Origin of the sequence: Arundinibacter roseus (assembly GCF_004348825.1) — a bacterium.
In the GTDB taxonomy this organism is placed as follows: Bacteria; Bacteroidota; Bacteroidia; order Cytophagales; family Spirosomataceae; genus Arundinibacter; species Arundinibacter roseus.
In genome coordinates this window covers 36848-62905 of the sequence record NZ_SMJU01000015.1, presented here as the reverse complement: position 1 = coordinate 62905, position 26058 = coordinate 36848, and the positions used below count along the sequence as shown (strand labels likewise).

Here is a 26058-nt window from a genome sequence, read left to right as displayed (position 1 = left end):
CAAAAGTACCCTCCAAAATAGCACGTCTGAATCAGTTAGTTACTATCTGAAATTCGTATTATTTTACTCATTTACCTACATGCTGCTACCACAATCCTCGGCTTCTAAGTCGAAGATTTTTCTCGTTGACGACGACGAGGACGATCGCTTTTTGTTTTTGGACGCCATTAACGAATATAAAAGTTTGGTGGATTGTGAGCAATTCACGGATGGAGAAATGCTTATGAGCATTTTGTCCAATGCCGAAACCCTGCCTGACGCTATTTTTCTGGATTTGAACCTGCCCAAGTGCAACGGAATTGAATGCCTGGACTACGTTCGTCAGCGGTTGGGCAACCACCTGACCAAAGTGTATATTATCTCGACAAGCTCGTCGCCACGGATGATTGAAACCACCAAAGCCAAAGGTGCCACGCTTTATATCCGAAAACCTGACAATTTCGGAACCCTCAAAAATCTGATCGGAATAGCAGTTCAGCAGATTTTTGCTGCCAAACCTCTCCCTTTTTATCTAAATGAACTAGTAGACGAATGAAATCTTTGCAGTAGATTTTTTAACCAAAAGATGATTAATTTAACAAATAATACAGTTGCAACCATTTCGGATTGTGACGAGGAGCCTATCCACATTCCGGGAAGTATTCAGCCACACGGCTACCTGATTGGGGTAAATCCAGCAAATGGCCGGATTTGCTATGGAAGTGAAAATCTGGAAAAGCTTTTCAGCCTTCCCTTGCAACACATTCTGGGACAAAGCATTAAAGACTTTTTCCCTCAGGAAAGTAGCGAAATAGAAACGTACTTCCAGGAAAAAAGTTCGTTCCAAAACAAACGGTTTTTAGTAACTCACAGCTACCAAACCTTTCAGCTGATCGCCCATCAGTCGGGCAATGTTCGTATTCTGGAAATTGAACCAATTGCGGACATACTTCCTGAAACTTACAGCATACAACTCACCGATTTACTTTCCTTGATCCAGTCTCCCGGTAATTTGACGGAGCTTTGCCAAACCGTAGCAAACTATGTAAGGCAAACGTTGGGTTTTGACCGAAGCATGATCTACCGGTTCGATCAGGAAGATTTTACGGGCGAAGTACTGGCCGAAAGTCGCCTGGAAACACTGGAATCATTTTTGGGACTACGTTACCCGGCGAGTGATATTCCGCCGCAGGCGCGCGAGCTCTACCTCAAAAATCCGTTGCGGGCGATCGACGATACAGCCTATGAGCCGGTTGCAATTTATGGTTTGCCCGCTGCATGGGACGATGCTCCCGCACAATTGGATCTGAGCCACGCACAGCTGCGCAGTGTGTCGCCGATTCATGTACAGTACCTCAAAAACATGGGTGTTGGGGCTTCTTTTTCCATTTCCATTATCAAAGATCATCGTCTGTGGGGGCTCATTGCGTGTCATCATTCGTCAGCTAAGCATCTAACCTTGAAGCAACGCGACAGTGCGCAGTTGTTGGGATTTTTACTTTCTTCCCAAATCGACCTTCATGAGCGCAATCAGGCCGTTCGGGAAGTTGAAATTGTAGACAAAAGTCTAAATCATTTAATTCCTTTTTTTACGCAGGAGGCTATTCGGGTACGCGACATCATTACAAATCCCGAACTACTCCGCATCGCTCAGGCTCAGGGAGTTGCCATTTTGATTGATGGTCAGATATTTACGAATGGGAACGTACCCGCTACGGAATCAATCAAAGAGCTAACCAATTTTTTGCTGGAACATACGGGTTACGAACCATTTTTTAGTAAAAATATAGCCACACTATTTCCACCGGCAGAAGCATACGCGCACCTGGCTTCCGGAATCATGTATCAGCCTTTGGGTTATTTGAGCGAAGATTGTATCCTGTGGTTCAGGCCCGGGTTGTCTCAAACGATTACCTGGGCGGGCCGGCCCACGGCAGCCGATCAACTACTGGAAGCAAGGCAAAAACTCAGCCCGAGAAAGTCGTTTGAAGCCTGGCAGGAAGTTGTCAAAAACACAAGTTCGGCCTGGGCTGCCGTGCATGTAGAAGCTACGACTTACTTTGCTTCGGTTTTTCAGAAACAATTGCGATTGCTGCACTTGCAGCAGGATGCCGACAAGCAGCGCGCACTCAATGAGCGCATGCAGGCCGCAACGGAAGAACTCGAAAACATCCACTGGATCAGCATGCATGACCTCAAAGAACCCCTGCGAAAAATTCAGGTACTGGCGTCACGGGTACTTAGTCAGGAAACCCAAACCCTTACGGACACGCTGGTAGATTCTATAAACCGAATGCAGAATTCGGCGCAGCGCATGCAGAAGCTGCTGGACGACATTTCGGCCTACTCGTACATTTCTACGGGCCATGAACCATCTTCTGTCATCAATAGTAACTCCCTTTTATCAGAAATAATCCAGGAAAAACAGGAGGAGTTTACCGCAGCCGGAGCCACGATTCATATGGACAACTTGCCTGGAATTAATGGTATTCCGTTTCAGATCAGGCAATTATTTCTGAATCTTTTAACAAATTCCTTCAAATTTCGCAAACCTGATACAGACCTTCATGTTGCTATTTGGGCAAGCGAGCCATCAGAAGAGGTGGCGAAGGAATTAGGCGCAATCGAAGGCTCTTACTACTCGATTTTTATTCAGGACAACGGTATTGGATTTGAGAAAGACTACCGGGATATTATTTTTCGACTATTCAAACGACTAAATACTGAGACCTCCGGTACAGGCATTGGGTTGGCCATCTGCAGGAAAGTCATGATGAATCATCAGGGCTACATTTGGGTCAACAGCGAACCTAACGAAGGCAGTCAGTTTGAACTTATTTTCCCATTATCACGCATTATTGACTTTGGCTCCACGCCGCTACACTCAACTCATGGAACTCAAAAAGACCCCGACTATTAATTTTATTCACACGCTAAGGGAGCAAACCAAATTCAGACACGAAGCCCTGGAACAATCTGTGCTAAGTCAGCAACTGATGCATCAGGAGTTAAAACTGTCACAATATATTACAATTTTGCATGGGTTTCATGGCGCGTTTTCTTCCCTAGAAAAAGCCTGTGAATCAGCCTATTTACAAATCAATCATCCCAATTTAACTCTTGAAAAAAGGAGTTTTCTGGCACAGGAAGACATTGATTATTTGTCCGGGCCCTCGCTTCATGAATCTTTGCCTTTGCAGCTTCCTGTCCCCGAAATACGTACCGAAGCACAGGTTTTTGGGGCTGTGTACGTACTGGAAGGATCAAAACTAGGTGGAAAAGTGATTGGTCGGCATGTCAATCAGGTCCTAGGCGTAACGCCACAGGCTGGCGGGCGTTTTTTTGCCGGAGCTACTGAAAAAAATGGGCTTTCGTGGAAAGAGTTTCTGGAAGTACTAGCAGCATTTGCAGAAGAGAATCCGGAAAAAGCCGACGGAATTATTCAGTCGGCCAACGCAACGTTCGGATACATTGAGGATTATTTTTCAGCCTATTGGCAAAAGATGCGCCTGTAAATCAGGACTCATGCACCACGCCATTTTCACATTTCAGGATTCTTGCCGGGTGATTTTTGAGCAAATCGTAGTTATGAGTAGCCATCAGAATAGCCGTTCCGGCGGTATTGATCGTTTTAAAAACCTGCATGATTTGCTCACTCACCTCAGGATCGAGGTTTCCGGTTGGCTCATCGGCAATCAAAATCTGGGGCTCATTGAGCATCGCGCGCGCAATCACGACCCGCTGCTGCTCTCCGCCTGACAGTTGATGCGGCATTTTCTTTGGGGACGTGCCGAGGCCAACCTGCATGAGCACTTCCGAAATGCGCCGGGCAATGTCGGCTTTTTCTTTCCAGCCCGTAGCTTTCAGGACAAAAGTCAGGTTTTCCTCCACTGAGCGATCCGTCAGGAGTTGAAAATCCTGGAAGACGATACCAATCCTGCGGCGCAGGAAAGGTACGTCACTCCGTTTTATTTTGTGCAGCTCATAGCCCGCCACCCGGGCAGAGCCCGTTTGGAGCCAAAGGTCGGCATAAAGGGTTTTGAGCAGCGAGCTTTTTCCGCTACCGGTTCGTCCGATTAGAAAAACAAATTCTCCTTTATCGATATGAAAATTCACATCAGCCAGAATGGGCTTTGTACCCTGATAAATATCCGCACGTTCAAGCAAAACGACGGGCTCGTTGGTAATGGTCATTTCGTAACAAAAAAATGAGCGACTTGCAGTAGCGAAGTCTGCGAATTACTGATTTCCTTTCTGGTAATCGGCCAGGAATTTTTCCAGGCCACTATCCGTCAAAGGATGTTTCAAAAGGGCAAGAATTGCGCTCAGCGGACCGGTCATAACATCCGCGCCAATCTCGGCACACTGCATAATGTGCATAGGGTGACGAACAGACGCAGCCAATACCTGCGTTTCGTAATTATAGTTGCGGTAGATCGTAACAATTTGTTCAATTAAAGCGACTCCATCCGTAGAAATATCATCCAAACGGCCAATGAACGGGGATACATACGTAGCACCGGCTTTGGCAGCTAGCAAAGCCTGTCCGGCGGAGAAAATCAGCGTACAGTTGGTACGGATTCCTTTATTTGAGAAATATTTGAGCGCTTTAACGCCGTCTTTAATGATCGGAATTTTCACTACGATTTTGTCATCAATTTCGATCAGCTCTTCTCCTTCGCGCACCATTCCTTCAAAATCCGTTGAGATTACCTCGGCACTAACGTCACCATCTACGAGATCACAAATCGCTTTGTAATGGCTCATGATGTTGTTTTTGCCTGTAATGCCTTCTTTGGCCATGAGGGATGGATTGGTGGTAACACCATCAAGAACTCCCAGTGCATGGGCTTCTTTGATTTCAGCCAAATTGGCCGTATCGATAAAGAATTTCATTTGATATGTAAAGGATTTGGTTGTGAAAACAATCAGATACAAAAGTAGGGAAAGCAACAGGAATCCAAAAGAAGAAAGGGATTTGACCTGAAAAGAAACAAAAAAAGGCAAACCGAGAATCTCACCGCTACGACCACCTACCCTTGCTTCGGTCAGGACCTGGGGGATTCGGCAGGAGCTGGTAGTTCCGATTTGCCGTTGCAAAGATACGTACATTTTCCTGACAAAAAGAAAACTTTCGCAAGGCTTTCTCCCGTACTTTTGTGCAAACCAATAAAAATCAATTCATGATTCGTCTGCTTATCTTATTTTTTTGTAGCCTTTTTTTCTTTCAGTGTTCACAATCCTCAGATGCTTTTTTGATTAAAGGTAAAACCCTGCTGCGCGAAGGAAAAACCCGGGAAGGCATTGATTATCTGAACAAAGCTATTGATAAAGACCTAAAAAACGCCGAGGCTTTCAACACCCGCGGGGTGGCCTATTTTGAGCTAAAAGAATATCCAAATGCTTTGCTCGACTATGCACAGGCGATTCAGCTCAAACCCGATTTTTATCAGCCTTATTTTAACCGTGCGCTGCTTTATACTACCCAAAATCAATTGGATTCTGCTCTTATCGACTACAATCGGGTGGCCCAACTCGCTCCTGACACGGCCGATGTGTACCTCAATCGCGGTCAGGTTTTGGCCCTGATGGAACAAATCCCGCAGGCAATTCAGGATTTTGAAAAAGCCACACAGCTCGACGAAGACAATGTACAGGCCTGGTATAATTTGGGCAATACGTATTTCCGTGAAAAATCGTACGAAAAAGCAGTCGTAGCTTTCAAAAAAGCAACCCGCTACGATCCGTCTTTTGGGAAGGCGTACTACGGGTTGGGGTTGGCTCAGCTGGAAAGTGGCGAGCAGGATTTGGCATGTTTGAGTTTGAAGCAGGCACAGAAATTAGGATTTGCCGAAGCCAAAATTGCCATTGATCAGTATTGCGCCGCGCAGCGGGCTCAATAATCCGATTGATAACTTTTTTGAACAATATGGATAAAAATAGTGGCTTATCCACCTTACCCTGTGTATATTTGGTACGTAGCTTTTTTCGGAAAACTACCGGTCTTTGTCCTTTAAGTCAATGACTCACTTTTTGAACCAATCGAACTATGAAAAAAACTACGCTACTCTTATCCCTTGCCCTGGCTACTTTTACTTATTGCGCTCAGGCTCAGGACTCTTGCCCTACAACCGTCACACTCACCGCGCCGCTGTCAGGCGGGACACTTGTGGAGCAGGCAAGCGAGCACCTGACAGCCTCCAACGTGATTCAGTCGGGCAATGTAGCCTATCGGGCCGGAGAGTCCGTAACGCTTAGTGCAGGGTTTGAAGTAAAGCCCGGTACCGTTTTTGACGCTTCCATTGCGGCATGTGCGCCCGTAGAGTTGTCTCTGATTACCTGGGAAGAAAATGTTTTCAGCCTGGGAGCCTATCCAAATCCATTTGCTCAAAATACCTTAATCGAATATACAATTCCCGAAACGGCTTCGGTAAGTATTAGTATTCTGGACCTGCGCGGAACGGTCATTTCACGACTGCTGACCAACGAGCCGCAAAGCGGTGGAACGCACAAAATCACTTTTGAGTCTGAAACACTCCCCAATGGAGTGTATCTGTGTACGTTGGACACGCCAAATGGTCGTAAAACGCACAAGATTGTGAAGCAAAATTGATTAGATAACAGGTCCATAAAAAAACAGGGAGCAAAAGATTCAATTTCTTTGCTCCCTGTTTTTTGTAGCCGCTATCAGTAATTTGGCCCTGGAATTTTCTTTGTTCTGCAAAAGTTTTACCTGTTAAGCCTTGTAATTTTTACTGCAAATGAAATTTGTATCGCTACTTTTCGGACTACTCTTCCTGCTTTTCTCCTACTTTCAGTTCAATGATCCTGACCCCGAAATCTGGATATCCATCTATTCGGCAGCTGCACTTGCCTGCTACATGGCCCACAAACGGCTGTGGCCTTACTGGATATTTTATGGTTTGGCTGTGGCTTTTCTGATTGGTACTTTTCTTGTTTGGCCACCCGAATTTGAAGGAATCTTTTTTGGTGATTTAGGGATGCGAAGTCTCAATATTGAATTGGCACGCGAGTCGCTTGGGTTGGGTATTTGTGCAGTGGCGATGGGCTTGCTGGGATGGCTTAGCTCTCGTCCAGAGTAAATTTCCATTCAATCTCCTTGATGTCAAACTCCCGAATCGCTCCCTCTTCTGTCAGAACCTGTAACTGTCCATACGGCGTAATTCCTACGACTGTTCCGGAAAAAAGAATACCGTTGGCAGCAAAAGTTCGCTTCTGACCAAAACCCAGCAGTCGCGTTTTGTACCGCTCACGAATAACCTCAAAATGGCCATTTCTGAGTTGTAAATACGATTGTTCCAAATGTTGTAGCAACAAGGGCAGCTCGGTTTTCAAGTCAAAAAATTGCCTGGTTTCCCGAAAAAGAGACGTAGCCCGTGGGACAGAAAATTGGCGTTGGTTGATATTCAGGCCAATTCCCGCGATTGCGTGTGACAGGCGCGCGCCCTGGATCGAATTTTCAATTAAAATACCTCCGACTTTCGAATCCTGAATGTATAAATCATTGGGCCATTTGATCTGGGCATGGGCACATTTGTCAGACAGAAAACCCAAAACACCTAATGCAACCGCCTGACTAAGAAGAAATTGTTGATCTATGGCCAAAAAAGCAGGACAGAATACTACCGAAAACGTAAAATTTGCGCCCTGCTCGGTAATCCATCGGGAACCACGTTGTCCACGCCCGGCAGTTTGCTCGCTGGTGATGACAACGGAACCCTCCGGCAACTTTTCAGCACGCACTAATTCAGCCGCTATGTCGTTGGTAGAATGACAAGATGGCAGATAAACAATCTTTTTACCTATAAACAAGGTTTTAGCGCAAGAGTCGTACACTTTTTTTGATTTATTTTTTACTTTTATCAATGCCAAACTGTGCCATGAACAGTTTGGACTTTCACCGGTAAACAAAACGCATGAAACAACGCAAAAATAAAGAAGTATCTTCACAAGACCTCTGCCAGCTTGTAACGAAAGGAATGATCGAAAAGAAAGGGCAGGAAATTGCAATTCTTGACCTTCGCAAAGTAAAAAATGCCGTAGCGGACTACTTCATCATCTGTTCGGGTACATCAGATACCCAAATCGACGCTATCGCTGATTCCATTGAACATGAGGTACACAAGGCAATTCAGGAAAACCCCTGGCATAAAGAAGGAAAAACGAACCGCGAATGGATTTTAATTGACTATGTCGACGTTGTAGTCCATGTATTCAAAAAAGATCGTCGCAAATACTATGACCTGGAAGAGCTCTGGGGAGATGCAGAACTGACTTTAATTGAAGAGTCGGTTGCTTAAAATATTCCTGTGAACATTACTCACGCGGAATATGTTTTTATAACAAATTTCTACTAATGCCCTATTATAATGTCTGATAACGATAACAAAAGAAATCCATTGAATCCCAAAAGCCCGCAACGTGGCTATCAGGGCTGGATCATCGCTGCCTTGATCGCCACGATACTGGGAATTACATACCTCAATCGGTCTTCTACACTTCGGGAGACTACCCAAAAGCGATTTGAGAAAATGGTAACCGACAGCGAAGTGGCACGGGTTACGATTGTGAACGACAAATCGGTGGAGGTAACACTGAAACCGGAGGCCCTTAAAAAAGATAAGTATCAGGTTTTATCCAAAGACAATAATTATTTCAGCGGAGAAGCAGGACCACACTATCAGTTTCAGGTAACATCTGCCGAAACCTTCAAGAAAGATCTTGAACAAATGCAGGAGGGAGTCGCCGATGGAGATAAAATTGAATATAAAATTGACACCCGAAACGACTGGACGGGCTTTATCGGCACGTGGGGCTTTTTCATAGTCATGATTCTGGTGATGTACTTCCTGCTGGGCCGAATGTCAGGAGGTGTAGGGCCCGGTGGGCAAATCTTCAACATTGGCCGTTCGAGAGCTACGCTGTTTGATGCCGAAAATAAGGTAAAAATTACCTTTAACGACGTTGCCGGACTCGATGAAGCCAAAGAGGAGATTAAGGAAATTGTGGATTATCTTAAAAGTCCCGATAAGTTTAAAAAATTAGGTGCAAAAATCCCCAAAGGAGCTTTGCTGGTAGGCCCTCCCGGTACGGGTAAAACCCTGCTGGCCAAGGCCGTAGCGGGCGAAGCAGGCGTACCGTTTTTCTCTTTGTCAGGTTCTGATTTTGTAGAAATGTTTGTAGGCGTAGGCGCAGCCCGGGTTCGTGACCTTTTCAAGCAAGCCAAAGAAAAAGCTCCCTGTATCATCTTTATTGATGAAATTGACGCCGTAGGTCGTTCACGTGGACGTGGCGGTATGCCCGGCTCAAACGACGAGCGTGAGAATACGTTAAACTCGCTGCTTGTTGAAATGGATGGCTTTGCTACGGACTCAGGTATTATTATCGTAGCCGCAACTAACCGTCCGGATGTACTGGATTCGGCGTTGCTTCGTCCCGGCCGTTTTGACCGTCAGATTTCTGTTGATAAGCCGGACGTAATTGGCCGTGAAGCGATTTTCAAAGTACACCTGAAACCCATCAAGATCTCTCAGGACGTAGATATTCAGAAATTAGCTGCCCAAACGCCTGGTTTTGCCGGTGCCGAAATTGCCAACGTTTGCAACGAAGCAGCGCTTATCGCTGCCCGTCGCGACCGTGACGAGGTGACAATGCAGGATTTTCAGGATGCGATGGATCGGGTAATTGGTGGTTTGGAAAAGAAAAACAAACTGATTTCGCCCGAAGAAAAGCAGATTGTAGCCTACCACGAAGCCGGCCACGCCGTAGCCGGATGGTACCTCGAACACGCAGATCCGTTGGTAAAAGTAACGATTGTACCTCGTGGAGTGGCAGCATTGGGTTATGCGCAGTATTTGCCGCGTGAGCAGTATCTCTACCGTACCGAGCAGCTTTTCGACGAAATGTGTATGACGTTGGGTGGACGGGCTGCCGAAGATGTAGTGTTTGGCAAAATCTCTACCGGAGCTCTTAGCGACCTCGAACGAGTTACCAAACTGGCATACAGCATGGTGACGATGTACGGAATGAATGATAAAATTGGAAACATTTCGTTTTATGATTCCAAGCAATCGGATTATTCATTTACCAAACCTTACTCTGACGCAACTGCCGAGAAAATTGACCACGAAGTTCGATTGTTAGTCGATAAAGCGTATCAGCATGTGATGACACTTCTCCGCGACAAGCGGACTGAGTTGGAAACGATTGCGCAGGAGTTATTGGAAAAAGAGATTTTATTCCAAAGTGACCTGGATCGTTTGATTGGAAAAAGACCTTACGAGAAGGAAACGAACTATCAGGCATACGTAAACCGCCGCTCGCGGGAAGAAGCCGCAATTCATGAAGAAGTAGTGAAGCAGGCATTGGAAGAAAAAGCCAAAGCAAGCGATGTAATTACCGAAGCAGAAAGCCCGGCAGAAGAATCAAAGGCCTGATTTTCAGGAATTAATTAATAAAAACGGACGGTACATATAAAATGTATCGTCCGTTTTGTTTTTTGGCAGAATATACTTTTGCGAAACAGGAAACTTTGCCTACGATTTACCTGCGTACCAGCGTGATTTATGCAGCAGAAGTTTCAGCTCACTCATATACCGAAGATGAGCTTTGGCAACCTCCCATTGATCAGCTGTATGTTCACGAATCGTTATGGCTTGTTTCAGGTACATCCAGGTAGAATTTTTAGGATCGGGGGGCATTTCCTCCCAATTTTTCAAAATGGTAGCTTTCAGCGAAACTGCCTCAACCTCAGGCCATGCGTCACTCCACGGCATGCCAAGCGCTTTTAAAAGGCCCAAACTTTGCCGTACCAGTTTCCAAAGGCCTTTTTTCTCCGCCAATCGTTTCACAAGCGGCCAATTGGTTGCAGCACCGTAACGCTTCATATAGGCAGCCAAATCGGCCACGTATTTTAGTTTTGCCCAATTCTCTTTTCCCCCATGATGCATGATAAGCAGCAACAGTTGATACTCGTTGGTGAAACAGCGTACGGACTCGCTCTGAATCATCATTTGTACTTTATACTCACTCCATTCTTTGGATGGAAACGAAAAACACAAACGAGGATAAGCCACCTGCCAATGGACTTCCAGCATCATACTTGATGCCGCCCCTACCCTTTTTTCCATGGGAATGTGGTAGTCCGTTCGAAAAAAAGCGTCCCGAATCGACGTTTGATTAGTTAAAAGATATTCCCGATACGGGTCGGGCGCATACCCCACCGATCGAAATAAGTCGAGGCAACGGTTTACATCATCTTTTGCTACCAGCAAATCTATATCCCCAAATTCACGTCGACTTTGTTGGCCATAGAGCCACTCGGCCCACACGCAGCCTTTATAGGCATAGGCCGAAATCTGATTTTTTTTAAGAATAGTCAGTAAACTGAGTGTTTCACGCGTATTGACCAAATTGGATAGTGTAAGCTGAAAGACCTCTTGTTTTAACTCACCAACCCACGAAGCAGAAAAATGCTGAACAGCCGCAAAAACCTGCGGACGCACCTGATGCCAGCGTGCCAGCGCCAAAAGCCGTTCTCCCCGAACGTCCGTCCAGGTTTCTTCTGCCAGTGGTACCCCCAAACAGGCCGATTGAATCAGCGCTAGTTCTGCGGAAGGCAATGCAGGGTGGATAAATGTTTCCATCAGGATATTTGAATACAGCTTTCAGCCCAATTTTGGAGCGCTTTAAAATCTGCCGGACGACGTTTTCGCCAAATAGAAGCCGCCGCTGCGCACCACATACTTTGCAAAAAATGTTGGTGCAAAACTTTCCCTTCCAGCAAATGTGTAGCCAACGGAAAATGCCGAACCAGTTCAATCGGTACTTCGGTGGGTTTGACTTGCTGTAAAGCAGGTTTATTGCGGGCTTTATGAATAAAATAAACCTGCGCCAACGGAACAGGTTGGGTCGGAAAATTGTGTTGAGGATTAAATGAAAACTTATTAATTCCTTCGCTTACCGGCTGCAAATCCGTTTTTTCAAAAGAAAGGCCTTCCACCGTATTTTCCCAGATTTTCAACTGAGGATAGGCCGGAAGAATAAAGGGTTCTTTCTTTTCATTAAACCATATAGCCGTTAAATCATCACTTAACAGCGGCGCTCCGGCCTGCACAAAAGCCGTTGCCGTGGTTGATTTTCCCGCACCCGGCACCCCCATAAAACAGTAAGCACCCGCTCCTACCTGCACCGCACTTGCATGCAGCAGCAACAATCCGCGTTGCAAGAGAATACACCCCAAAGCTTCACTAACCGTAAACAGGCTAAGGACGGACGCATCTTCGGTGTAGCTATCTACAAAAAGTGTATGACCGCCAACGGCTTTGTATGCGGCAATACCTTTCCAGGACATGAAAATTGTATCACTGCCCGCGGAGCCACTCCGAGCCCTTACGCCACGCCGGTGAATGGGCGTTTGCTTTAAGGTCGGTAACGTAAGACTTGTCAGGCAAATTCGAATGTCTTCCGGCTGTCCGGTTTCGGTAGCCGGATTCAGTTCGGGCAAACTGATGTCGGATCGGATGAGGAGGTTGAAGGCGAAGTATAGCGGCATGAATCCTGATTTTCAAGCAAATATAAAGTTGGGCTGTATTTAATTATTTAATGGTTTGTCCGGGACGAAGAATTTTCAAGTGGAAAAGAATTGTCAAATACTCTTTTTTAAACTCTACTCCCAGCGCATTGAGGGTTTGATCAACTGCATCAACCGTATATTTTGTGTCGAGTTTTGTTAAAAAATGATAGACCAACCCCGGCACAACGAAAGTACCCTGAGTGGTTTTGAGTTCTACTTCACCAATAGCCAATTTTTCGATCGTTACTTCGTCACTCAGAACCAGCCAATCGGGAATTTCGGGAGTCAAAAACTGTTGCTGACGAGCCAGCAACTGCTGCCATCGAACGGCGCCTTTAACCCCTAGCAAACCACTCAGCTGCGTTTGATCCAGATCACGAACAAGTTCGAATGCTTTTACATAAAATACTTCTTCTTTACCTGCCCAACTTCCCCACAACCGCTTATACTCCACAGCATTTACCTCACCAACGGCGCTGTCGAGTCCTAAATTTTGAGTACTCAAACGTTCGGCTGAAATGGTATCTGCCGGAAAATTCATGAACACTAGTACATAACGTGCCAGGGCATCTTCAATATCCGTTAGATACACCGACAAAGAATTCCAGAAAGCCGTGCCGGTTTCGCCGCCAACGGATTTACAGAAAGACGTTGAGCAGCCGTGTTCGCGGTAGTCCCACACGGTGCAGGCTCCCTGATCGTAAAATGGACACCGCAGCGTATCTACCTCCGCTTTGGTCCATTCGTTTCCTTTGGCCGGCGACTTATCAGTACGAATTGCGGTATTCAGCAGGTCGTAGCGCAGCGGTGTCACCAAACCTGTGGGTGTAACGCCGTGCCCCGCCTGAATCAGCGCTCGCAGACGTTGTTTGCCTTCCTGCAATTCCGGGCGGGAATCACTTAATATACCACCAATAAAATAGTTAGGAAGCTGAGGATAATAGGTACAGCACTTGGTATCAAGAAACGGGCTGTCGGGTTTTTGACAAAGCACACAGTTTTCGCAGGTAGCAAAGCTTTCGGTTGGAGCTTCCAGCGAAGCTAGTTCTGGAAATAGCGTATGATAGAGCGAAGGAAGCTTACTGTGCAGCGAAGGCATGTAGTGGGTTTCTAAAATGTATAAAGTAAAGTGTCCGACAGGTAGGTTTTATTGCCAAACCCAAATGGGTTTATACGTTGTATTTTCTGGCCACTCTCCAATGATAATTTTGCCGTTTTTCTCAACCCACGCATGTGCTTCAAAACCAGCAGAAGCCTGAATTTGCACGCCGATGTGTAAAGGTAGTTGGTCCTCTTTTCTAAGCAAAAATTTGAGGCTAAGCGCCTGTGGCAAACAGAGTAACGAAAACGGCAGCCAATGTGCCGCTGTTCGTACGGCCCAAATCCGGTCCGAAATATACGCCTGCGTGTACTGTTGTTTGTGGGCAGGATTGGTCAATTTTCCATAGATACGCCTGAATGTTCGGAAAGGAAGTATCACCAAAAATAATTTAATACCTATTAGTACGCTCGCCGCCTGCATGAGCGCAAGGTAGCGGGCGAGCGGCAAACTTCCTGCCTTTTTGATATGTAAAACCCAGGGTATCAAATCAGAATTAAACGACTTCAATTAGTTTTTCTTCCATAAGCTCAGCAAGTAGAGCTTCCATATCAGCCTCACAGGTTTCCTGATCTACCTCATATTCAGCCATTACCAGGGTGCACAACTCCTCAAACGAATGTGAGGTATTTTCCAGGGCACTCCACACGAGCGCACCTACCTCTCCCAATCCATAGTAAACCCCTTTGTCATGATTCAGAATCACTACTTCACCCCCCAGATTAGACGATACCTGATCGGAGGTTAACCTGTACTGCGTTTGTTTGGCTTCGCTATTCATATGTAATAAAGATTACGTATCCGGTGTAGTCAATTTTTTTTAACTACTGCAAAAATAAGAAATATACCTGCGTTTTTGCTACCCGGATACGCTTTAAAGGAAAATGGCTTGCCTAAATATCAAATGTAATGCCCTGCGCCAGCGGTAGCGTTCGGCCATAGTTGAGCGTGTTGGTTTGGCGACGCATGTAGGCTTTCCAGGCATCGGAGCCAGACTCGCGCCCTCCGCCGGTTTCTTTTTCGCCACCAAAAGCGCCTCCGATTTCGGCGCCGGAAGTACCGATGTTCACATTCGCAATGCCGCAATCGCTGCCCGCCGCCGATAAAAATTGCTCGGCCTCGCGCATGTTTAAGGTAAAAATAGCCGAAGAAAGTCCTTGTGGAACGCCATTTTGAAGGTCAATAGCTTCTTCCAGCGTTTCGTAGCGGATCAGGTATAAAATCGGTGCAAAGGTTTCGCGCTGCACGATCTCCCACTGATTTTCGGCTTCGGCAATGCAAGGCCGCACATAACAGCCTGACTCATAGTCCGCTCCTGAAAGCACCTCCGGCTCTACTACAAAACTACCTCCCTGCTTACGAATCGCTTCTACGCTTGCCAGATAACCGCCCACAGCATCCTGATCAATGAGTGGCCCCACGTGTACGCCAGTTTCGAGCGGATTGCCAATTCGGAGCTGAGCATAGGCTTTTTGCAGTCGCTCCTTCATTTCATCATACATTGCGGTGTGGACAATCAGTCGGCGGGTACTTGTGCAGCGTTGTCCGGCAGTACCTACGGCACCAAAAACTATGGCCGGAATGGCAACGGCCAAATCGGCTTCCGGTGTTATGATAATAGCGTTGTTTCCTCCTAATTCAAGAAGACTGCGTCCCAATCGGCGCCCAACGGCTTCGGCCACGGCTTTGCCCATGCGGGTACTTCCCGTTGCCGATAGCAGATCAACGCGAGGGTCGTTTGCCATCCATTCTCCCACGCTGCGCCCGCCGCTAATCAGGCAGGAAACGCCTTCGGGTACCTCGTTCCTGGCAAAAACCGCTTGTATCAGTTGCTGACAGGCAATACCCGTCAGAGGAGTTTTTTCGGAAGGTTTCCACACGCACACATCGCCGCACACCCAGGCAATCATCGCGTTCCAGGACCAAACTGCTACCGGAAAATTAAAGGCCGAAATAATGCCAACGACTCCAAGCGGATGCCACTGCTCGTACATGCGATGCGCCGGGCGCTCGCTGTGCATCGTCAGGCCGTACAGCTGCCGGGACAGTCCCACCGCAAAATCACAGATGTCGATCATTTCCTGAACTTCACCCAGCCCTTCGGGCAGGCTTTTGCCCATTTCGTAACTGACCAGTTGGCCCAATTCCTGTTTGCCTTCCCGGAGCGCATCGCCAATCTGCCGGACAATTTCGCCCCGTCGGGGTGCGGGCACAAGCCGCCATTCCCGAAAGGCAAGCCGGGCGGTTTCGAGTACCTGATCATAATCTTTGCGGGTAGTTTCTGTGGTAGTGCCAATAGATTTTCCATCCACCGGAGAAAAAGATTCGATCTCCTCGCCGGTACTAGTCCACTGCTGCTGACCGGTACTAACACCAGCATTTTTAGGTTTTATAGAAAGCTTTTGTAAGAACGTTTGCATGTTTTGAATAAATGGGTTTTACCAATAATCTATTAATTACCAGTATTTTAAATAAATATAATCTTGAATAAATTTTAAAAAAACTACACAGTCTCGTCAAAGAACGCTCCATTTGTCGTGTTCAGAAAAGCATCAAGCGCAATGTCTTCCTGCCGGACAAACCCTTTTTGTGGCAGCGTCCCATCCGCTACCATTTCGACCACTGCGGCAATTGACGCAGCGGTCGTCCAGGAGATAGCCCGCCAATGCTGACCGTCGATAGTAATCGGATGATAGGCCCGGTAAAACTCTTCACGTTCCAGTATTTCTCCTTTCCAGCCTTCAACTACGGCATATACGTACACCACATCTTCCTGTACCGGAGGTTTTGCCTCCGTCAGAATGCGTTCGATTAGCTCCCGATCATTTTTCAGGATTAATTCATAAAGCATAAAACGCATCAGTTTGGCATGACCGGGGTAGCGTATCGTCTTGTAGTTGAGCGTATCAACTCGTCCATCATAGGTTTCGCACATCGTGCCCAGGCCGCCGGAAGTAGTAAACGCTTCAAATTCCTGTCCTTCAATATTGATCACCTCAATGCCATCAAGCGAAGAAACCGTTTTACGTACTCCGTTATGAATAACCTCGGCATCGTTGATGTATTCATTAATGACGCCCGCCGGGGACCAGGTAAACGAGTAGCCCAACAGGCCGTTTGGATAGCGTGGCAAGGCACCCACCCGCAGTTCAATATCGCGTAGGCGGGTAAAGTTCTTCGCCAGATCGGCCCCGACAATCCCGATAAATCCCGGTGCCAGTCCACATTGCGGAGCCATTACGCCCCGACTATCTTTCGCCATTTCACGAATCGCAACCGTCGTGGGGACGTCCTCGGTAAGGTCAAAGTAATGTATGCCCAACTCATAGGCCGTTTGGGCAATAGGTAAGTTCAAATTATAAGGCATGCAGGACACCACTGCGTCAAAGCCCGTCAGATGAGTTTTTAAATCGGCGTGATTAGTAACATCCGCTTTTTTACATAGAAAAGGCAGTTCTACGGCCGGAGCAGCTTTGTCGAGGCCGACAACTTCAAAGCGGTTGCTGAGCAGAGTTCCTACCAAAGAACCTACTTTACCCATGCCAATGACCAGGATTTTCTTTATTTCGTTAGTTTTCATAGGGAATTGCCGAATTAGAAAAATATATGGATTAAACGAAGCAAATGCCTCATTAAACAATTAAAAAATAAGTATACGCACAAGCCAGGTTTATATCTTAAAAAGACAAAACCACGGAAACACGCACTAAGAAAAAGAAGTGGAAAACTAAGGCGCTACATGCCCGGCACATGGGAAGACATGCTGCGCAGAAAGGCAAATCGGGCCCGCTGTATGTTGAGCAAGGGGTTCAACTAGAAGTCTGAACTGTTGATTTACACAAATATAAACCCCCTGTCGGCCAAATGCAAGGACGTGTGTACAAAGCCTTCGTTATGATTTTATGAACCAATTAAATCAAAATCTCTTTGTAAAGAAGAAATATTGCAGGGTGCGGCCTCGTACCTTTGCGTGAATAAACTTACTTTTTCATGACCAAGCCCCTTGTTTCCCTGTTCATTACGCCGCCTTTCACCCAGCTCAACACGCCCTACCCGGCTACGGCTTACCTGAAAGGTTTTTTGAATACGGTTGGTATTGCATCGCATCAGGCAGATCTTGGCATTGAAGTCATCCTGCGGCTATTTTCAAAGGCTGGTTTACAGCAGCTTTTTGAGGAACTGGAAGCGTCGGACTGTGAGCTTTCGGACAATAGCTTTCGGATTTATAGTTTGAAAGAAGAGTACATTAGGACGATTGACCCGGTTATTTCATTTTTACAAAATAGAAATCCAACGCTTGCGCACAGCATTTGCGACCGCAGCTATTTGCCCGAAGCCGCCCGTTTTCAGACACTCGAAGAACTGGATTGGGCGTTTGGAACGATGGGTATTCATGATAAAGCACGGCATTTGTGTACGTTGTATCTCGAAGACATCGGCGATTTAATTCAGGAGGCTGTCGATCCGCATTTTGGGTTTAGCCGCTACGCCGAGCGGTTGGGCCGCACCGCCACACATTTTGACGAATTGTATCAGGAACTTCATGCGCCCGAAACTCTGCTTTCACGGTATTTATTGGATATTCTGGATGAAAAAATCAGGCATTTGGAACCTACATTGGTGGGACTTTCGGTGCCTTTTCCGGGAAATTTGTACGGAGCTCTGAAATGCGGGCAATTTATAAAAAAACACTATCCGCATATTGCAGTGGTGATGGGCGGCGGTTTTGCCAATACCGAACTTCGGAGCCTGAAAGACCCACGGGTTTTTGAATTTCTCGATTATATCTGCCTGGACGACGGCGAAGCTCCGCTGCTTTCGCTACTCGACTACCTGCGGGGTACCCGGGAACGTAGTCAGTTGAAACGTACCTATTGCCTTGTAAATGGGGAGGTTGTATATATTAACGGCGCCAAAGAACGCGACGTCGCTCAACGTGATGTAGGAACGCCCGACTACCGCGAACTCCGGCTACACGACTACCTTTCGGTGATTGAAATCGTGAATCCGATGCATCGGTTGTGGAGCGACGGCCGCTGGAACAAGCTCACGCTCGCCCACGGTTGCTATTGGGGAAAATGTTCGTTTTGTGACATTTCGCTGGACTACATCAAGCGCTACGAACCCGTGACAGCGGCGTTGATTTGTGATCGGATTGAAGAAATCATTCAGCAAACGGGGCAGAATGGTTTTCATTTTGTCGATGAAGCCGCGCCGCCCGCGCTCATGCGTGACGTGGCACTGGAAATACTGCGGCGGCGGCTGACGGTGGTTTGGTGGACCAACATTCGGTTTGAAAAAAACTTTACGCCCGACTTATGCCTTTTGCTCAAAGCCTCCGGCTGTATTGCCGTATCAGGCGGGCTGGAAGTAGCCTCCGACCGCCTGCTCGAACGTATGAAAAAAGGCGTGACCGTGGCGCAGGTGGCGCGTGTGGCCGATGCTTTCACACAGGCCGGCATCATGGTTCATGCGTACCTGATGTACGGTTTTCCTACTCAAACCGCGCAGGAAACGATTGATTCGCTGGAAATGGTGCGGCAATTGTTTGAACTTGGCATCGTGCAGTCGGGCTTTTGGCATCGCTTTGCCATGACGGCCCACAGCCCGGTGGGTCTTTTACCCGCCGAGTTTGACGTGCAGCGCATCGGCCCGGTAGCTGGAGCTTTTGCCGACAACGACCTTTTTCATGACGATCCGCTCGGAACAGACCACGATCAGTTTGCAGAAGGCTTGCGCAAATCGCTCTTCAATTACATGCATGGCGTGTGTTTTGAATTTCCGCTTTCCCAATGGTTTGAGCATAAAGTTCCGGCCACGTCGATTCCCCCGCACTACATAGAGAAAGCGCTCGCCGAACCCACGCCTGCCCCACGGCCAAATGCGCAGGTCGTGTGGTTGGGAAATATGCCAACCATTGATTTTTTTGAAGAAAAACAGGGAAAGAAAACGCAGGCTATGGCCGAGCTCGTCTTTTACAGCAAGAAGGACGAATGGGCCATTCATACGTCCGTCACTTTGGGAACATGGCTGGCAGAAATTCTTCCCCGCCTGCATGTGTCCACCTCGGAAATTTTCCCGCTGGAAACAATGAAAACAGCCTACAATGCCGCCGATTTGGGTAGTTTTGAAGCATTTGCTACTTCTGATATCTGGAAAACCTTGCAGAATCACGGTTTGCTTATCGTCTGAGAAAAGCCGTTTTCCTGAACTATTGATTGACAGAAGGCTTCAACCGATGACACATTTTTGGGCTACATATAAAAGCACCTTACTGTATGCATTTTTGCTGTCAGTTTTACTTTTTGTGTTAAAATGGCTGGAATTTCGTCTGCTAATCATTCATCACGCCACGGAGCTTTACATGGGAGTTGTGGCGTTGTTTTTCACAGCTTTGGGTATTTGGCTGGCTCTGAAACTAACCTTACCAAAACAGCATTCTGCACGTACCGAAGCAACGACTACAATACCAAATTTTCATGAAACTGAAACGACTCATTCGCTCAGCAAACGCGAACTGGAAGTACTCAATTTAATGGCCGAAGGACTGAGCAATCAGGAAATTGCAGCGCGCTTGTTTGTCTCCCTCAACACGATCAAAACCCACTCGTCCCGTGTCTTTGAAAAACTGGACGTAAAACGCCGAACGCAGGCAATTGAAAAGGCCCGCCGGCTGAGAATCATCTCTTAGCGGCTTGTCATTCTTTGGTATGAATGTAGGTTTTTCATACAAAATCACCTGAAAGTATGACTCATTTCAGACGATTTCCTTCCACTTTTGCCCACAGTTTTATCAATAAAAAAACACTACACTGTATGAAACGAATCATTTTGATTTTTGGGACAATTGCCGGGTTACTCGTGAGCGCTTTTATGGTTTGGTCCATTTCTACCTGCTACCAAAGCGACAATTTTGAGGGAAACGTTTTTCTGGGCTACGCCTCCATGATTCTGGCTTTTGCCTTTATTTTTGTCGGCGTAAAAAACTACCGGGATTCTATCAGCGACGGCACGCTCTCTTTCAAAAAAGCCTTTCTGATTGGCCTGTACATCACACTCGTTGCGTCTACAATTTATGTAGTAATCTGGCTTGTTGATTACTATTTTTTTATCCCTGATTTTATGGATCGCTACACGGATTATGTGCTCAAAGAAGCAGGCACAAGCGGTGCAACTGCTACGGAATTGGCCAAACAGAAAGCCGACATGGAAACGTACAAAAGCATGTACCAAAACCCCCTGTTTGTTATTTTATTCACCTATGCCGAAATACTCCCCGTTGGCCTCATTGTTTCCCTGATTAGTGCTTTGATTCTAAAAAGGAAAACGGTTCCTGTTGGCTGATGGAATGCGTTTTTACTAGAAATTTGGGGCAAACTTCTACCGTAGTTGGTAGAAAACACCAACTACGGTAGCAAAACAACATAAGTAAAATTACCCAAATTAGAGAGCCAAAAGAGAATCTAAATGATTACCAGTCACTAATTCCGACGGACGTTTGGCGTTTGAATTAATTATTTTTCCATTTTTATCGATCAGAATATATCTGGGAATTCCACTAAATTTATACAGATTGGTGATCATACTTGAATCTGCTACAAACTCAGAATTTTGGATACCGTGCAGGCCTTTAATTTGTAATTCTTCTTTCAAAAATTTCTTCCATTTCTCTGTGTCTTCGTCTATTGATACGTAAAGAAATTTCAAACCCGATTGATTTGAATATTTTTTCGATAACTTTTTAGAATATTCCAATTCATCCAAACATGGTCCACACCACGTTGCCCATACATCAATGTACACAAGATTCCCTTTAAGGCTGGAAACATTGAATGCTTTTCCACTTGGATCATGCATTTCTATGTCCTTCATTGGCATCCCGCTTTTTAACTGAAAGAGTTCAGGAAGTATATAAGTCAAATCATTTAAGTATTTTGATTCGGGATAATCTTTCTGAAACGAACTGGTAAGCTTTGAACCCAACTCATAAGCTATGTCATCATCATGCAACATTTTCGATACAAGCATAGCTAGTAGTATTTCCCGATAATCGTTCAATTTTGGATCTTTAAATATCGCTTTTTTAATGTATTCATACTCTTCCATTTTTATACCATTCTCGTAGTGATAGGACAGAATATTAAATAATAATGGTCGTAACCTCATGTTCATGTACCACAAATAATTTGGATACTTTACATACTTAGATTGTATGCTAAAATTTTCAAATGCATTAGATAAAGTTGAGTCTAAAACCACAATCTTCTCCTCGTTGTTTATCTTATTGAGATCGACTTTCGTATTAAAATCCATGCGTTGAGTGATTTCAAAAAGGGCAAAATAGTCAATTAGCATTTGCCTATAATGGTCTGAAATAGAATTGTCTCTTTCGATCTGCTTTTTTAATTCTATGCCAATGATTGCAAGGCTATCCAGATACACCTGTTGTTTTAAAGGAGATGCAGATATATATTTCGCATAATTTGAGTTTACATATTCCTGTCCCTCTATTGCATTTAAATTAATTTTATGATAGTATGAATTAATGATTTTCAAATCACCATCATACTGAGGAAGTCCATTCGCAATCGTAAGATCAATAGATGACCCGGGTTCCAGGTATAGGGTTGTGAAGAATTCATATTCGCCAACTACCAATAATGCATGAAGGGTATCCTTATGGAAAAATTCAATTCTTGCACGCCCCAGGGAATCCAGCAGAGTCGTATGAATTTCTTTGGGGCTAAGAGGCAAACCTCGTGTTATTTTTAAAGATACCTCCATTCCAGGATATTCACGGGAAGAGATATTTATTTGAGTTTTATCCTCTTCCAAGGAAGAAACGCAACCTGAAACAAAAAGAATAGAAATGATTGAGCAGAAAATTGAAAGGAGTGATTTCATATGCTTTTTACTTGAAAATATGGAATTAGTCTAGTGGGATTTCTTTTAATTATCACTCTCATCTGCCGTCTGCCTCAGTTGGTGAACCATCAACAACGGCAGTATTCCTACTTACAGCTTAGTAATTAATCATATAAAATACTTGAATTAATGAAATAGTCAAACATAGATTCAGATCTTAAAATTGTTAACCTTAGATCACTTTTAAAAATAGCATTATCAATTTTAAATTTTTTGTACATGCAGGCATCATGTAAATCAGAAGTTGATATGTTATTGATAGAAACCACTTGATCATCTAACCTAATCCCCATTTCTTCAACCTTGCTTCCTACCACCAAGCTGGTAACTTTAACTGATCCATTCTTCCATCCTAACGTAACATTAGGTATTTTGTAAAGCTTACTTATTTCTGTCTTGTTTTTAGACACATATAATTTATTATTAGACACATCAATAATTACCTCTTCAAATCCTGACAAAAAACCGCTTCCAATTAAAGTTTTATTATTAGAAAATACAAAAACCTCACGATCCAGCATTTGTTCGCCTGCTTTCAAATTATGAGGCCTATAAAAATGTAGAGTATCCGAAACAGAAGAGCTTAGCCCCCCTGTGAACAATAACTTGCTTTTCAAAAAACTATCTATCTCGAATTTATTTTTCAAGGAATTGTTTAAAGCTACATAGTCAGGAAATCCGGTGTCAAAAAGGGCATTTATTGTTTTATTATTTGACTTCAATTCTATAAAATTATATTTCTTCCAATCGTTTGCAATTTTTATTTGATCAAAGTTGCTAATGGAGGCATTTAGAGTGGAAGATATTGATAGTAGCTTACTCTTAAAATTTATCCGAAATACTGCATCTCTCATTAAGTTGAGTCCAAACAGACCTTTTATTTCATTGCAACCAAAAATATCTGATTTTGAGGAGATTGCTCCAACATTAAAAAATGTTCTTTCTCCAATCTTCAATTTATTAATTGAAGTTAGCACGGCTTTACTCTCAGAAGAATTCACGTCTACTGCTGTCAAATCCCTTAATATTGGCAGGTTCAAATTCCTTGCCAGATCAAGGTCAATGGTAGTCATGGCCCCTGTATCAAAAATGAATTTGTAATGGGTAGTATCTTTTTCATTAATTTGTAATTTCAAAACAATCCAACCATCAATTATTTCGAATGGGATGGTAGTAGTTTCGTCCCCGGAGGTGTTCAAGAAAAACCATTCTTTATAATAGTGTTTCGATATAATCTTAGATACTAAGCTTTGCTCTGTTTTGCAAGATGCTATTAAGAATATACTTAAAGCTATTAAATATAGGACTTTTGGTTTTTGACATGTAAGAGTCCCATGACTTTTTTGCATTTTTAGTCGTTAAAGCTGAAATGAAAAATAATCCGTGAAAATCTAAAATAAAACTTTCACGGATTGCTACAATAAGATTGTCCACTTGTATAGATTTATTTCTGCCGTTGTTGAAGAAACAACAACGACAGAAAACTCGACCAACAACACGTCCACTTCCAATAGCCCTAAGGCAGCAGCACGACTTGCCCGGTTCGTACGGACTCATCGCAGGCAAAAGCTACGCGCAGGCTGTTGACTGCATCCTGCAAATGATCCGTCAGGTCCAAATCTTCCTGAATTGACCGAAGAAAATAGCGTTGCTCCCGATTGCATAGCTCCTGATGATCAGGCTCGTCGGTTAGATTAATCCATTCATCCTGATACACAAACTCATCATTTTCATTCAAATCGGCCTTATGCACCCGCAACGATTCGGTTTTGGTGTGCGAGTCAACGTTATCTGACTTCCCGGCTCCACCGGCTTCTTTGGCAACGATAGACACACAGCCTTTGGGGCCAATCACGTCTTTTACAAAAAAGGCTGTTTCGCTCATCATCGGTCCCCAACCTGCCTCATACCAACCGACCGAGCCGTCTTCAAAGCGAATTTGCAATTGTCCGTAATTATAGTTCGTCGCCGGAATATCGTCCGTTAGCCGTGCGCCAATCGCCGAAACCTGCACGGGCTTTGAGCGAGTCATTTGGCACATCACGTCAATGTAATGCACGCCACAATCCACAATCGGGCTCAGGCTTTTCATCAGGTTCCGGTGCACGGTCCACATTTGGCCGTGGCTCTGCTGATTGAGATTCATCCGCATCACGAGCGGCTTGCCCATGTCCTGCGCAATCTCCACAAACTTTTCCCACGAAGGATGATGCCGCAAAATGTAGCCCACAACCACTTTTTTACCCGCTATTCGGGCAGCTTCTACCACACGCTCGGATCCTTCAACGGTATCAGCCAATGGTTTTTCGATAAATACATGACAGCCTTGTTCGAGGGCCATGATGGCGAAGGTTTCGTGGGTATCAGGGTAGGTTGAAATGCAGACGGCATCCGGCTGCGTGACGGCAAGGGCCTCGGCGTAATCGGAGAAAAGCGCATAACCTCCGCCTAATTTTTCATTGAGTACTTCCTTGCTTTTTCCAGTGGATACAATCCCGCAAATTTCAAATCCTTCCAGCATTTGATAGGCCTGCGCATGCGAAGCGCCCATATTTCCACAACCTACAACCAGTACTTTTACATTTGTTGTCAATGGGTTCATTATTTTGGGTTTAAGAATTTAAGTAATTGATTATTAATTTATTCATGTGTTGTTGGTAAAAAAACCAACAACGGCACCAAATTAACTATAAAATTTCAGGATTATGAATTATGCAGCAACAGGAAACAAGATACGCTTGCCATATGTATTTGGCAATAGCCACCGGGATTTTGGGTAATTGAAAAGACCGAAAAAAATCAAAAAAAGGCTGATCCCGTCTCTCAATTTGAGACAACAGATCAGCCTTTTTTACTCACAAATTTATTATCTCTGATATAAAAGCGATACGGAAGTTCAGCACCCTGTGTGATGCCAATGCGGGTGGTAGTTACGGTGTCAAACGTTGAAATTACCGGAGTAGTAATGTAAATCGCAGGCTCTTCCAGCGAAAGCCCGTTGTGCTCGGGCCGTATGCCCATGGCTTGCACGAGCTTGCCAGGGCCGCTGCACAAATCGCGCTCACCAAAGAATTTCTGGGCTCCCGGCAGTAACGATTTTGGATGCAGCGTTCGTCGCAAAGCCATCAGATCCTGCCCGCGGGTCGGCTGCAAAGCCCGAATTAAAACCGCCTCGCCCTGATCTTCCGGCCCGCCAACGACGTTTACACAATAGTATAATCCATAAATCAAATAGACGTACAGCGTTCCCGGCGGGCCAAACATTGCGGCATTTCGGGCGGTTTTTTTGCGGTAGGCATGGCAGGCCGGATCGCCCCAGAGGTAGGCTTCCGTTTCGACAATAATTCCGGCCGTAATCCCTTCCCCGCTTTCGTGTACGAGCTCACAGCCAAGTAATAGTTGCGAAAGTGCCAGGGTAGAATGTTGTCTGTAAAATGTTGCGCTGTGCCGACCCTGCATT

General features: G+C 45.3%; 25 protein-coding genes. 11 read left to right on the top strand and 14 right to left on the bottom strand.

Annotated elements, in window-relative coordinates:
* The first annotated feature begins 79 nt into the window (after positions 1–79).
* Genes EZE20_RS20005 through EZE20_RS19995 form a run of 3 tightly spaced genes read left to right on the top strand, consistent with a single transcriptional unit; the run spans position 80 to position 3494 of the window.
* Positions 80–535: a response regulator gene (locus tag EZE20_RS20005; protein ID WP_132121049.1), complete on the top strand. Its 456-nt coding sequence runs from the start codon at positions 80–82 to the stop codon at positions 533–535.
* A 30-nt stretch (positions 536–565) separates the two neighbouring features.
* Complete coding sequence (locus tag EZE20_RS20000; RefSeq protein WP_132121047.1) at positions 566–2899, top strand: ATP-binding protein; 2334 nt, start codon at positions 566–568, stop codon at positions 2897–2899.
* On the top strand, positions 2871–3494 hold the full coding sequence (locus EZE20_RS19995; RefSeq protein WP_132121045.1) for a biliverdin-producing heme oxygenase: 624 nt from the start codon (positions 2871–2873) through the stop codon (positions 3492–3494). The genes EZE20_RS20000 and EZE20_RS19995 overlap by 29 nt, the downstream gene beginning before the upstream one ends.
* A gap of 1 nt (position 3495) precedes the next feature.
* On the opposite strand, the gene EZE20_RS19990 is transcribed toward EZE20_RS19995, so the two are convergent.
* Together EZE20_RS19990 and fsa are read right to left on the bottom strand one after the other, a co-directional pair.
* Positions 3496–4173 carry a cell division ATP-binding protein FtsE gene (locus EZE20_RS19990; RefSeq protein WP_132121043.1) on the bottom strand — a complete coding sequence of 226 codons (678 nt, stop codon included), beginning with the start codon at positions 4171–4173 and terminating at the stop codon, positions 3496–3498.
* A gap of 45 nt (positions 4174–4218) precedes the next feature.
* Positions 4219–4875: a fructose-6-phosphate aldolase gene (fsa, locus tag EZE20_RS19985; protein WP_132121136.1), complete on the bottom strand. Its 657-nt coding sequence runs from the start codon at positions 4873–4875 to the stop codon at positions 4219–4221.
* Positions 4876–5234: 359 nt separating this feature from the next.
* Here fsa and EZE20_RS19980 point away from each other — a divergent pair, with 359 nt between their 5' ends.
* From EZE20_RS19980 to EZE20_RS19970, 3 genes are all read left to right on the top strand, one after another.
* Entirely contained in the window at positions 5235–5882 is a 648-nt protein-coding gene (locus EZE20_RS19980; protein ID WP_228713909.1) for a tetratricopeptide repeat protein, read from the top strand.
* A gap of 146 nt (positions 5883–6028) precedes the next feature.
* Positions 6029–6592, top strand: a complete 564-nt coding sequence (locus EZE20_RS19975) for a T9SS type A sorting domain-containing protein (protein ID WP_132121039.1) — start codon at positions 6029–6031, stop codon at positions 6590–6592.
* A 148-nt stretch (positions 6593–6740) separates the two neighbouring features.
* Positions 6741–7082 carry a transmembrane 220 family protein gene (locus tag EZE20_RS19970; protein ID WP_132121037.1) on the top strand — a complete coding sequence of 114 codons (342 nt, stop codon included), beginning with the start codon at positions 6741–6743 and terminating at the stop codon, positions 7080–7082.
* Here the strand turns inward: EZE20_RS19970 and EZE20_RS19965 are convergent.
* Positions 7063–7836 (bottom strand): biotin--[acetyl-CoA-carboxylase] ligase, encoded by a 774-nt coding sequence (locus EZE20_RS19965; protein WP_165933537.1) that lies wholly within the window; start codon positions 7834–7836, stop codon positions 7063–7065. The two genes, EZE20_RS19970 and EZE20_RS19965, sit on opposite strands and share 20 nt — an antisense overlap.
* A gap of 80 nt (positions 7837–7916) precedes the next feature.
* Between EZE20_RS19965 and rsfS the strand changes: the two genes are divergently transcribed.
* Both rsfS and ftsH read left to right on the top strand, forming a co-directional pair.
* Complete coding sequence (gene rsfS / locus EZE20_RS19960; RefSeq protein WP_132121033.1) at positions 7917–8300, top strand: ribosome silencing factor; 384 nt, start codon at positions 7917–7919, stop codon at positions 8298–8300.
* A 69-nt stretch (positions 8301–8369) separates the two neighbouring features.
* Positions 8370–10436 carry an ATP-dependent zinc metalloprotease FtsH gene (gene ftsH / locus EZE20_RS19955; protein WP_132121031.1) on the top strand — a complete coding sequence of 689 codons (2067 nt, stop codon included), beginning with the start codon at positions 8370–8372 and terminating at the stop codon, positions 10434–10436.
* 99 nt (positions 10437–10535) lie between these two features.
* Here ftsH and EZE20_RS19950 read toward each other — a convergent pair whose 3' ends face one another.
* From EZE20_RS19950 to EZE20_RS19920, 7 genes are all read right to left on the bottom strand, one after another.
* On the bottom strand, positions 10536–11645 hold the full coding sequence (locus tag EZE20_RS19950; protein ID WP_132121029.1) for a nucleotidyltransferase domain-containing protein: 1110 nt from the start codon (positions 11643–11645) through the stop codon (positions 10536–10538).
* On the bottom strand, positions 11645–12553 hold the full coding sequence (locus EZE20_RS19945; protein WP_132121027.1) for a phosphoenolpyruvate carboxykinase (ATP): 909 nt from the start codon (positions 12551–12553) through the stop codon (positions 11645–11647). Before EZE20_RS19945 ends, EZE20_RS19950 begins: the two co-directional genes overlap by 1 nt.
* A gap of 43 nt (positions 12554–12596) precedes the next feature.
* Complete coding sequence (locus tag EZE20_RS19940) at positions 12597–13673, bottom strand: hypothetical protein (RefSeq protein ID WP_132121025.1); 1077 nt, start codon at positions 13671–13673, stop codon at positions 12597–12599.
* Between the two features lie 48 nt (positions 13674–13721).
* Positions 13722–14162, bottom strand: coding sequence for a lasso peptide biosynthesis B2 protein (locus tag EZE20_RS19935; protein WP_132121023.1), 441 nt, complete (start codon positions 14160–14162; stop codon positions 13722–13724).
* 7 nt (positions 14163–14169) lie between these two features.
* Complete coding sequence (locus EZE20_RS19930; RefSeq protein WP_132121021.1) at positions 14170–14454, bottom strand: PqqD family peptide modification chaperone; 285 nt, start codon at positions 14452–14454, stop codon at positions 14170–14172.
* A 112-nt stretch (positions 14455–14566) separates the two neighbouring features.
* A complete protein-coding gene (amaB, locus tag EZE20_RS19925; RefSeq protein ID WP_132121019.1) occupies positions 14567–16093 on the bottom strand; it encodes an L-piperidine-6-carboxylate dehydrogenase in 1527 nt (508 codons plus the stop codon).
* A gap of 83 nt (positions 16094–16176) precedes the next feature.
* Entirely contained in the window at positions 16177–17238 is a 1062-nt protein-coding gene (locus tag EZE20_RS19920) for a saccharopine dehydrogenase family protein (RefSeq protein WP_132121134.1), read from the bottom strand.
* A gap of 425 nt (positions 17239–17663) precedes the next feature.
* On the opposite strand from EZE20_RS19920, the gene EZE20_RS19915 reads away from it, so the two are divergent.
* From EZE20_RS19915 to EZE20_RS19905, 3 genes are all read left to right on the top strand, one after another.
* Positions 17664–19865, top strand: coding sequence for a B12-binding domain-containing radical SAM protein (locus EZE20_RS19915; RefSeq protein ID WP_132121017.1), 2202 nt, complete (start codon positions 17664–17666; stop codon positions 19863–19865).
* 46 nt (positions 19866–19911) lie between these two features.
* Positions 19912–20364, top strand: coding sequence for a response regulator transcription factor (locus EZE20_RS24560; RefSeq protein ID WP_132121015.1), 453 nt, complete (start codon positions 19912–19914; stop codon positions 20362–20364).
* A gap of 125 nt (positions 20365–20489) precedes the next feature.
* A complete protein-coding gene (locus EZE20_RS19905) occupies positions 20490–21017 on the top strand; it encodes a DUF4199 domain-containing protein (RefSeq protein ID WP_132121013.1) in 528 nt (175 codons plus the stop codon).
* A gap of 99 nt (positions 21018–21116) precedes the next feature.
* Here EZE20_RS19905 and EZE20_RS19900 read toward each other — a convergent pair whose 3' ends face one another.
* The 4 genes from EZE20_RS19900 to EZE20_RS19885 form a co-directional block, all read right to left on the bottom strand.
* Positions 21117–22577 (bottom strand): TlpA family protein disulfide reductase, encoded by a 1461-nt coding sequence (locus EZE20_RS19900; protein ID WP_132121010.1) that lies wholly within the window; start codon positions 22575–22577, stop codon positions 21117–21119.
* A gap of 125 nt (positions 22578–22702) precedes the next feature.
* Positions 22703–23947, bottom strand: coding sequence for an aspartyl protease family protein (locus tag EZE20_RS19895; protein WP_132121008.1), 1245 nt, complete (start codon positions 23945–23947; stop codon positions 22703–22705).
* Positions 23948–24114: 167 nt separating this feature from the next.
* A complete protein-coding gene (locus EZE20_RS19890) occupies positions 24115–25200 on the bottom strand; it encodes a Gfo/Idh/MocA family protein (protein ID WP_132121006.1) in 1086 nt (361 codons plus the stop codon).
* 239 nt (positions 25201–25439) lie between these two features.
* Entirely contained in the window at positions 25440–26057 is a 618-nt protein-coding gene (locus EZE20_RS19885; protein WP_132121004.1) for a DNA-3-methyladenine glycosylase, read from the bottom strand.
* Between the last annotated feature and the right edge of the window lies 1 nt (position 26058).

Coding starts and splice junctions, on each gene's coding strand:
- EZE20_RS19900 (WP_132121010.1), bottom strand. CDS start 22,577: ATGAAATCACTCCTTTCAATTTTCTGCTCAATCATTTCTATTCTTTTT.
- ftsH (WP_132121031.1), top strand. CDS start 8,370: ATGTCTGATAACGATAACAAAAGAAATCCATTGAATCCCAAAAGCCCG.
- EZE20_RS19890 (WP_132121006.1), bottom strand. CDS start 25,200: ATGAACCCATTGACAACAAATGTAAAAGTACTGGTTGTAGGTTGTGGA.
- EZE20_RS19930 (WP_132121021.1), bottom strand. CDS start 14,454: ATGAATAGCGAAGCCAAACAAACGCAGTACAGGTTAACCTCCGATCAG.
- amaB (WP_132121019.1), bottom strand. CDS start 16,093: ATGCAAACGTTCTTACAAAAGCTTTCTATAAAACCTAAAAATGCTGGT.
- EZE20_RS19975 (WP_132121039.1), top strand. CDS start 6,029: ATGAAAAAAACTACGCTACTCTTATCCCTTGCCCTGGCTACTTTTACT.
- EZE20_RS19945 (WP_132121027.1), bottom strand. CDS start 12,553: ATGCCGCTATACTTCGCCTTCAACCTCCTCATCCGATCCGACATCAGT.
- EZE20_RS19895 (WP_132121008.1), bottom strand. CDS start 23,947: ATGCAAAAAAGTCATGGGACTCTTACATGTCAAAAACCAAAAGTCCTA.
- EZE20_RS19995 (WP_132121045.1), top strand. CDS start 2,871: ATGGAACTCAAAAAGACCCCGACTATTAATTTTATTCACACGCTAAGG.
- EZE20_RS19885 (WP_132121004.1), bottom strand. CDS start 26,057: ATGCAGGGTCGGCACAGCGCAACATTTTACAGACAACATTCTACCCTG.
- EZE20_RS19950 (WP_132121029.1), bottom strand. CDS start 11,645: ATGGAAACATTTATCCACCCTGCATTGCCTTCCGCAGAACTAGCGCTG.
- EZE20_RS24560 (WP_132121015.1), top strand. CDS start 19,912: ATGACACATTTTTGGGCTACATATAAAAGCACCTTACTGTATGCATTT.
- fsa (WP_132121136.1), bottom strand. CDS start 4,875: ATGAAATTCTTTATCGATACGGCCAATTTGGCTGAAATCAAAGAAGCC.
- EZE20_RS19990 (WP_132121043.1), bottom strand. CDS start 4,173: ATGACCATTACCAACGAGCCCGTCGTTTTGCTTGAACGTGCGGATATT.
- rsfS (WP_132121033.1), top strand. CDS start 7,917: ATGAAACAACGCAAAAATAAAGAAGTATCTTCACAAGACCTCTGCCAG.
- EZE20_RS19915 (WP_132121017.1), top strand. CDS start 17,664: ATGACCAAGCCCCTTGTTTCCCTGTTCATTACGCCGCCTTTCACCCAG.
- EZE20_RS19970 (WP_132121037.1), top strand. CDS start 6,741: ATGAAATTTGTATCGCTACTTTTCGGACTACTCTTCCTGCTTTTCTCC.
- EZE20_RS20005 (WP_132121049.1), top strand. CDS start 80: ATGCTGCTACCACAATCCTCGGCTTCTAAGTCGAAGATTTTTCTCGTT.
- EZE20_RS20000 (WP_132121047.1), top strand. CDS start 566: ATGATTAATTTAACAAATAATACAGTTGCAACCATTTCGGATTGTGAC.
- EZE20_RS19905 (WP_132121013.1), top strand. CDS start 20,490: ATGAAACGAATCATTTTGATTTTTGGGACAATTGCCGGGTTACTCGTG.
- EZE20_RS19940 (WP_132121025.1), bottom strand. CDS start 13,673: ATGCCTTCGCTGCACAGTAAGCTTCCTTCGCTCTATCATACGCTATTT.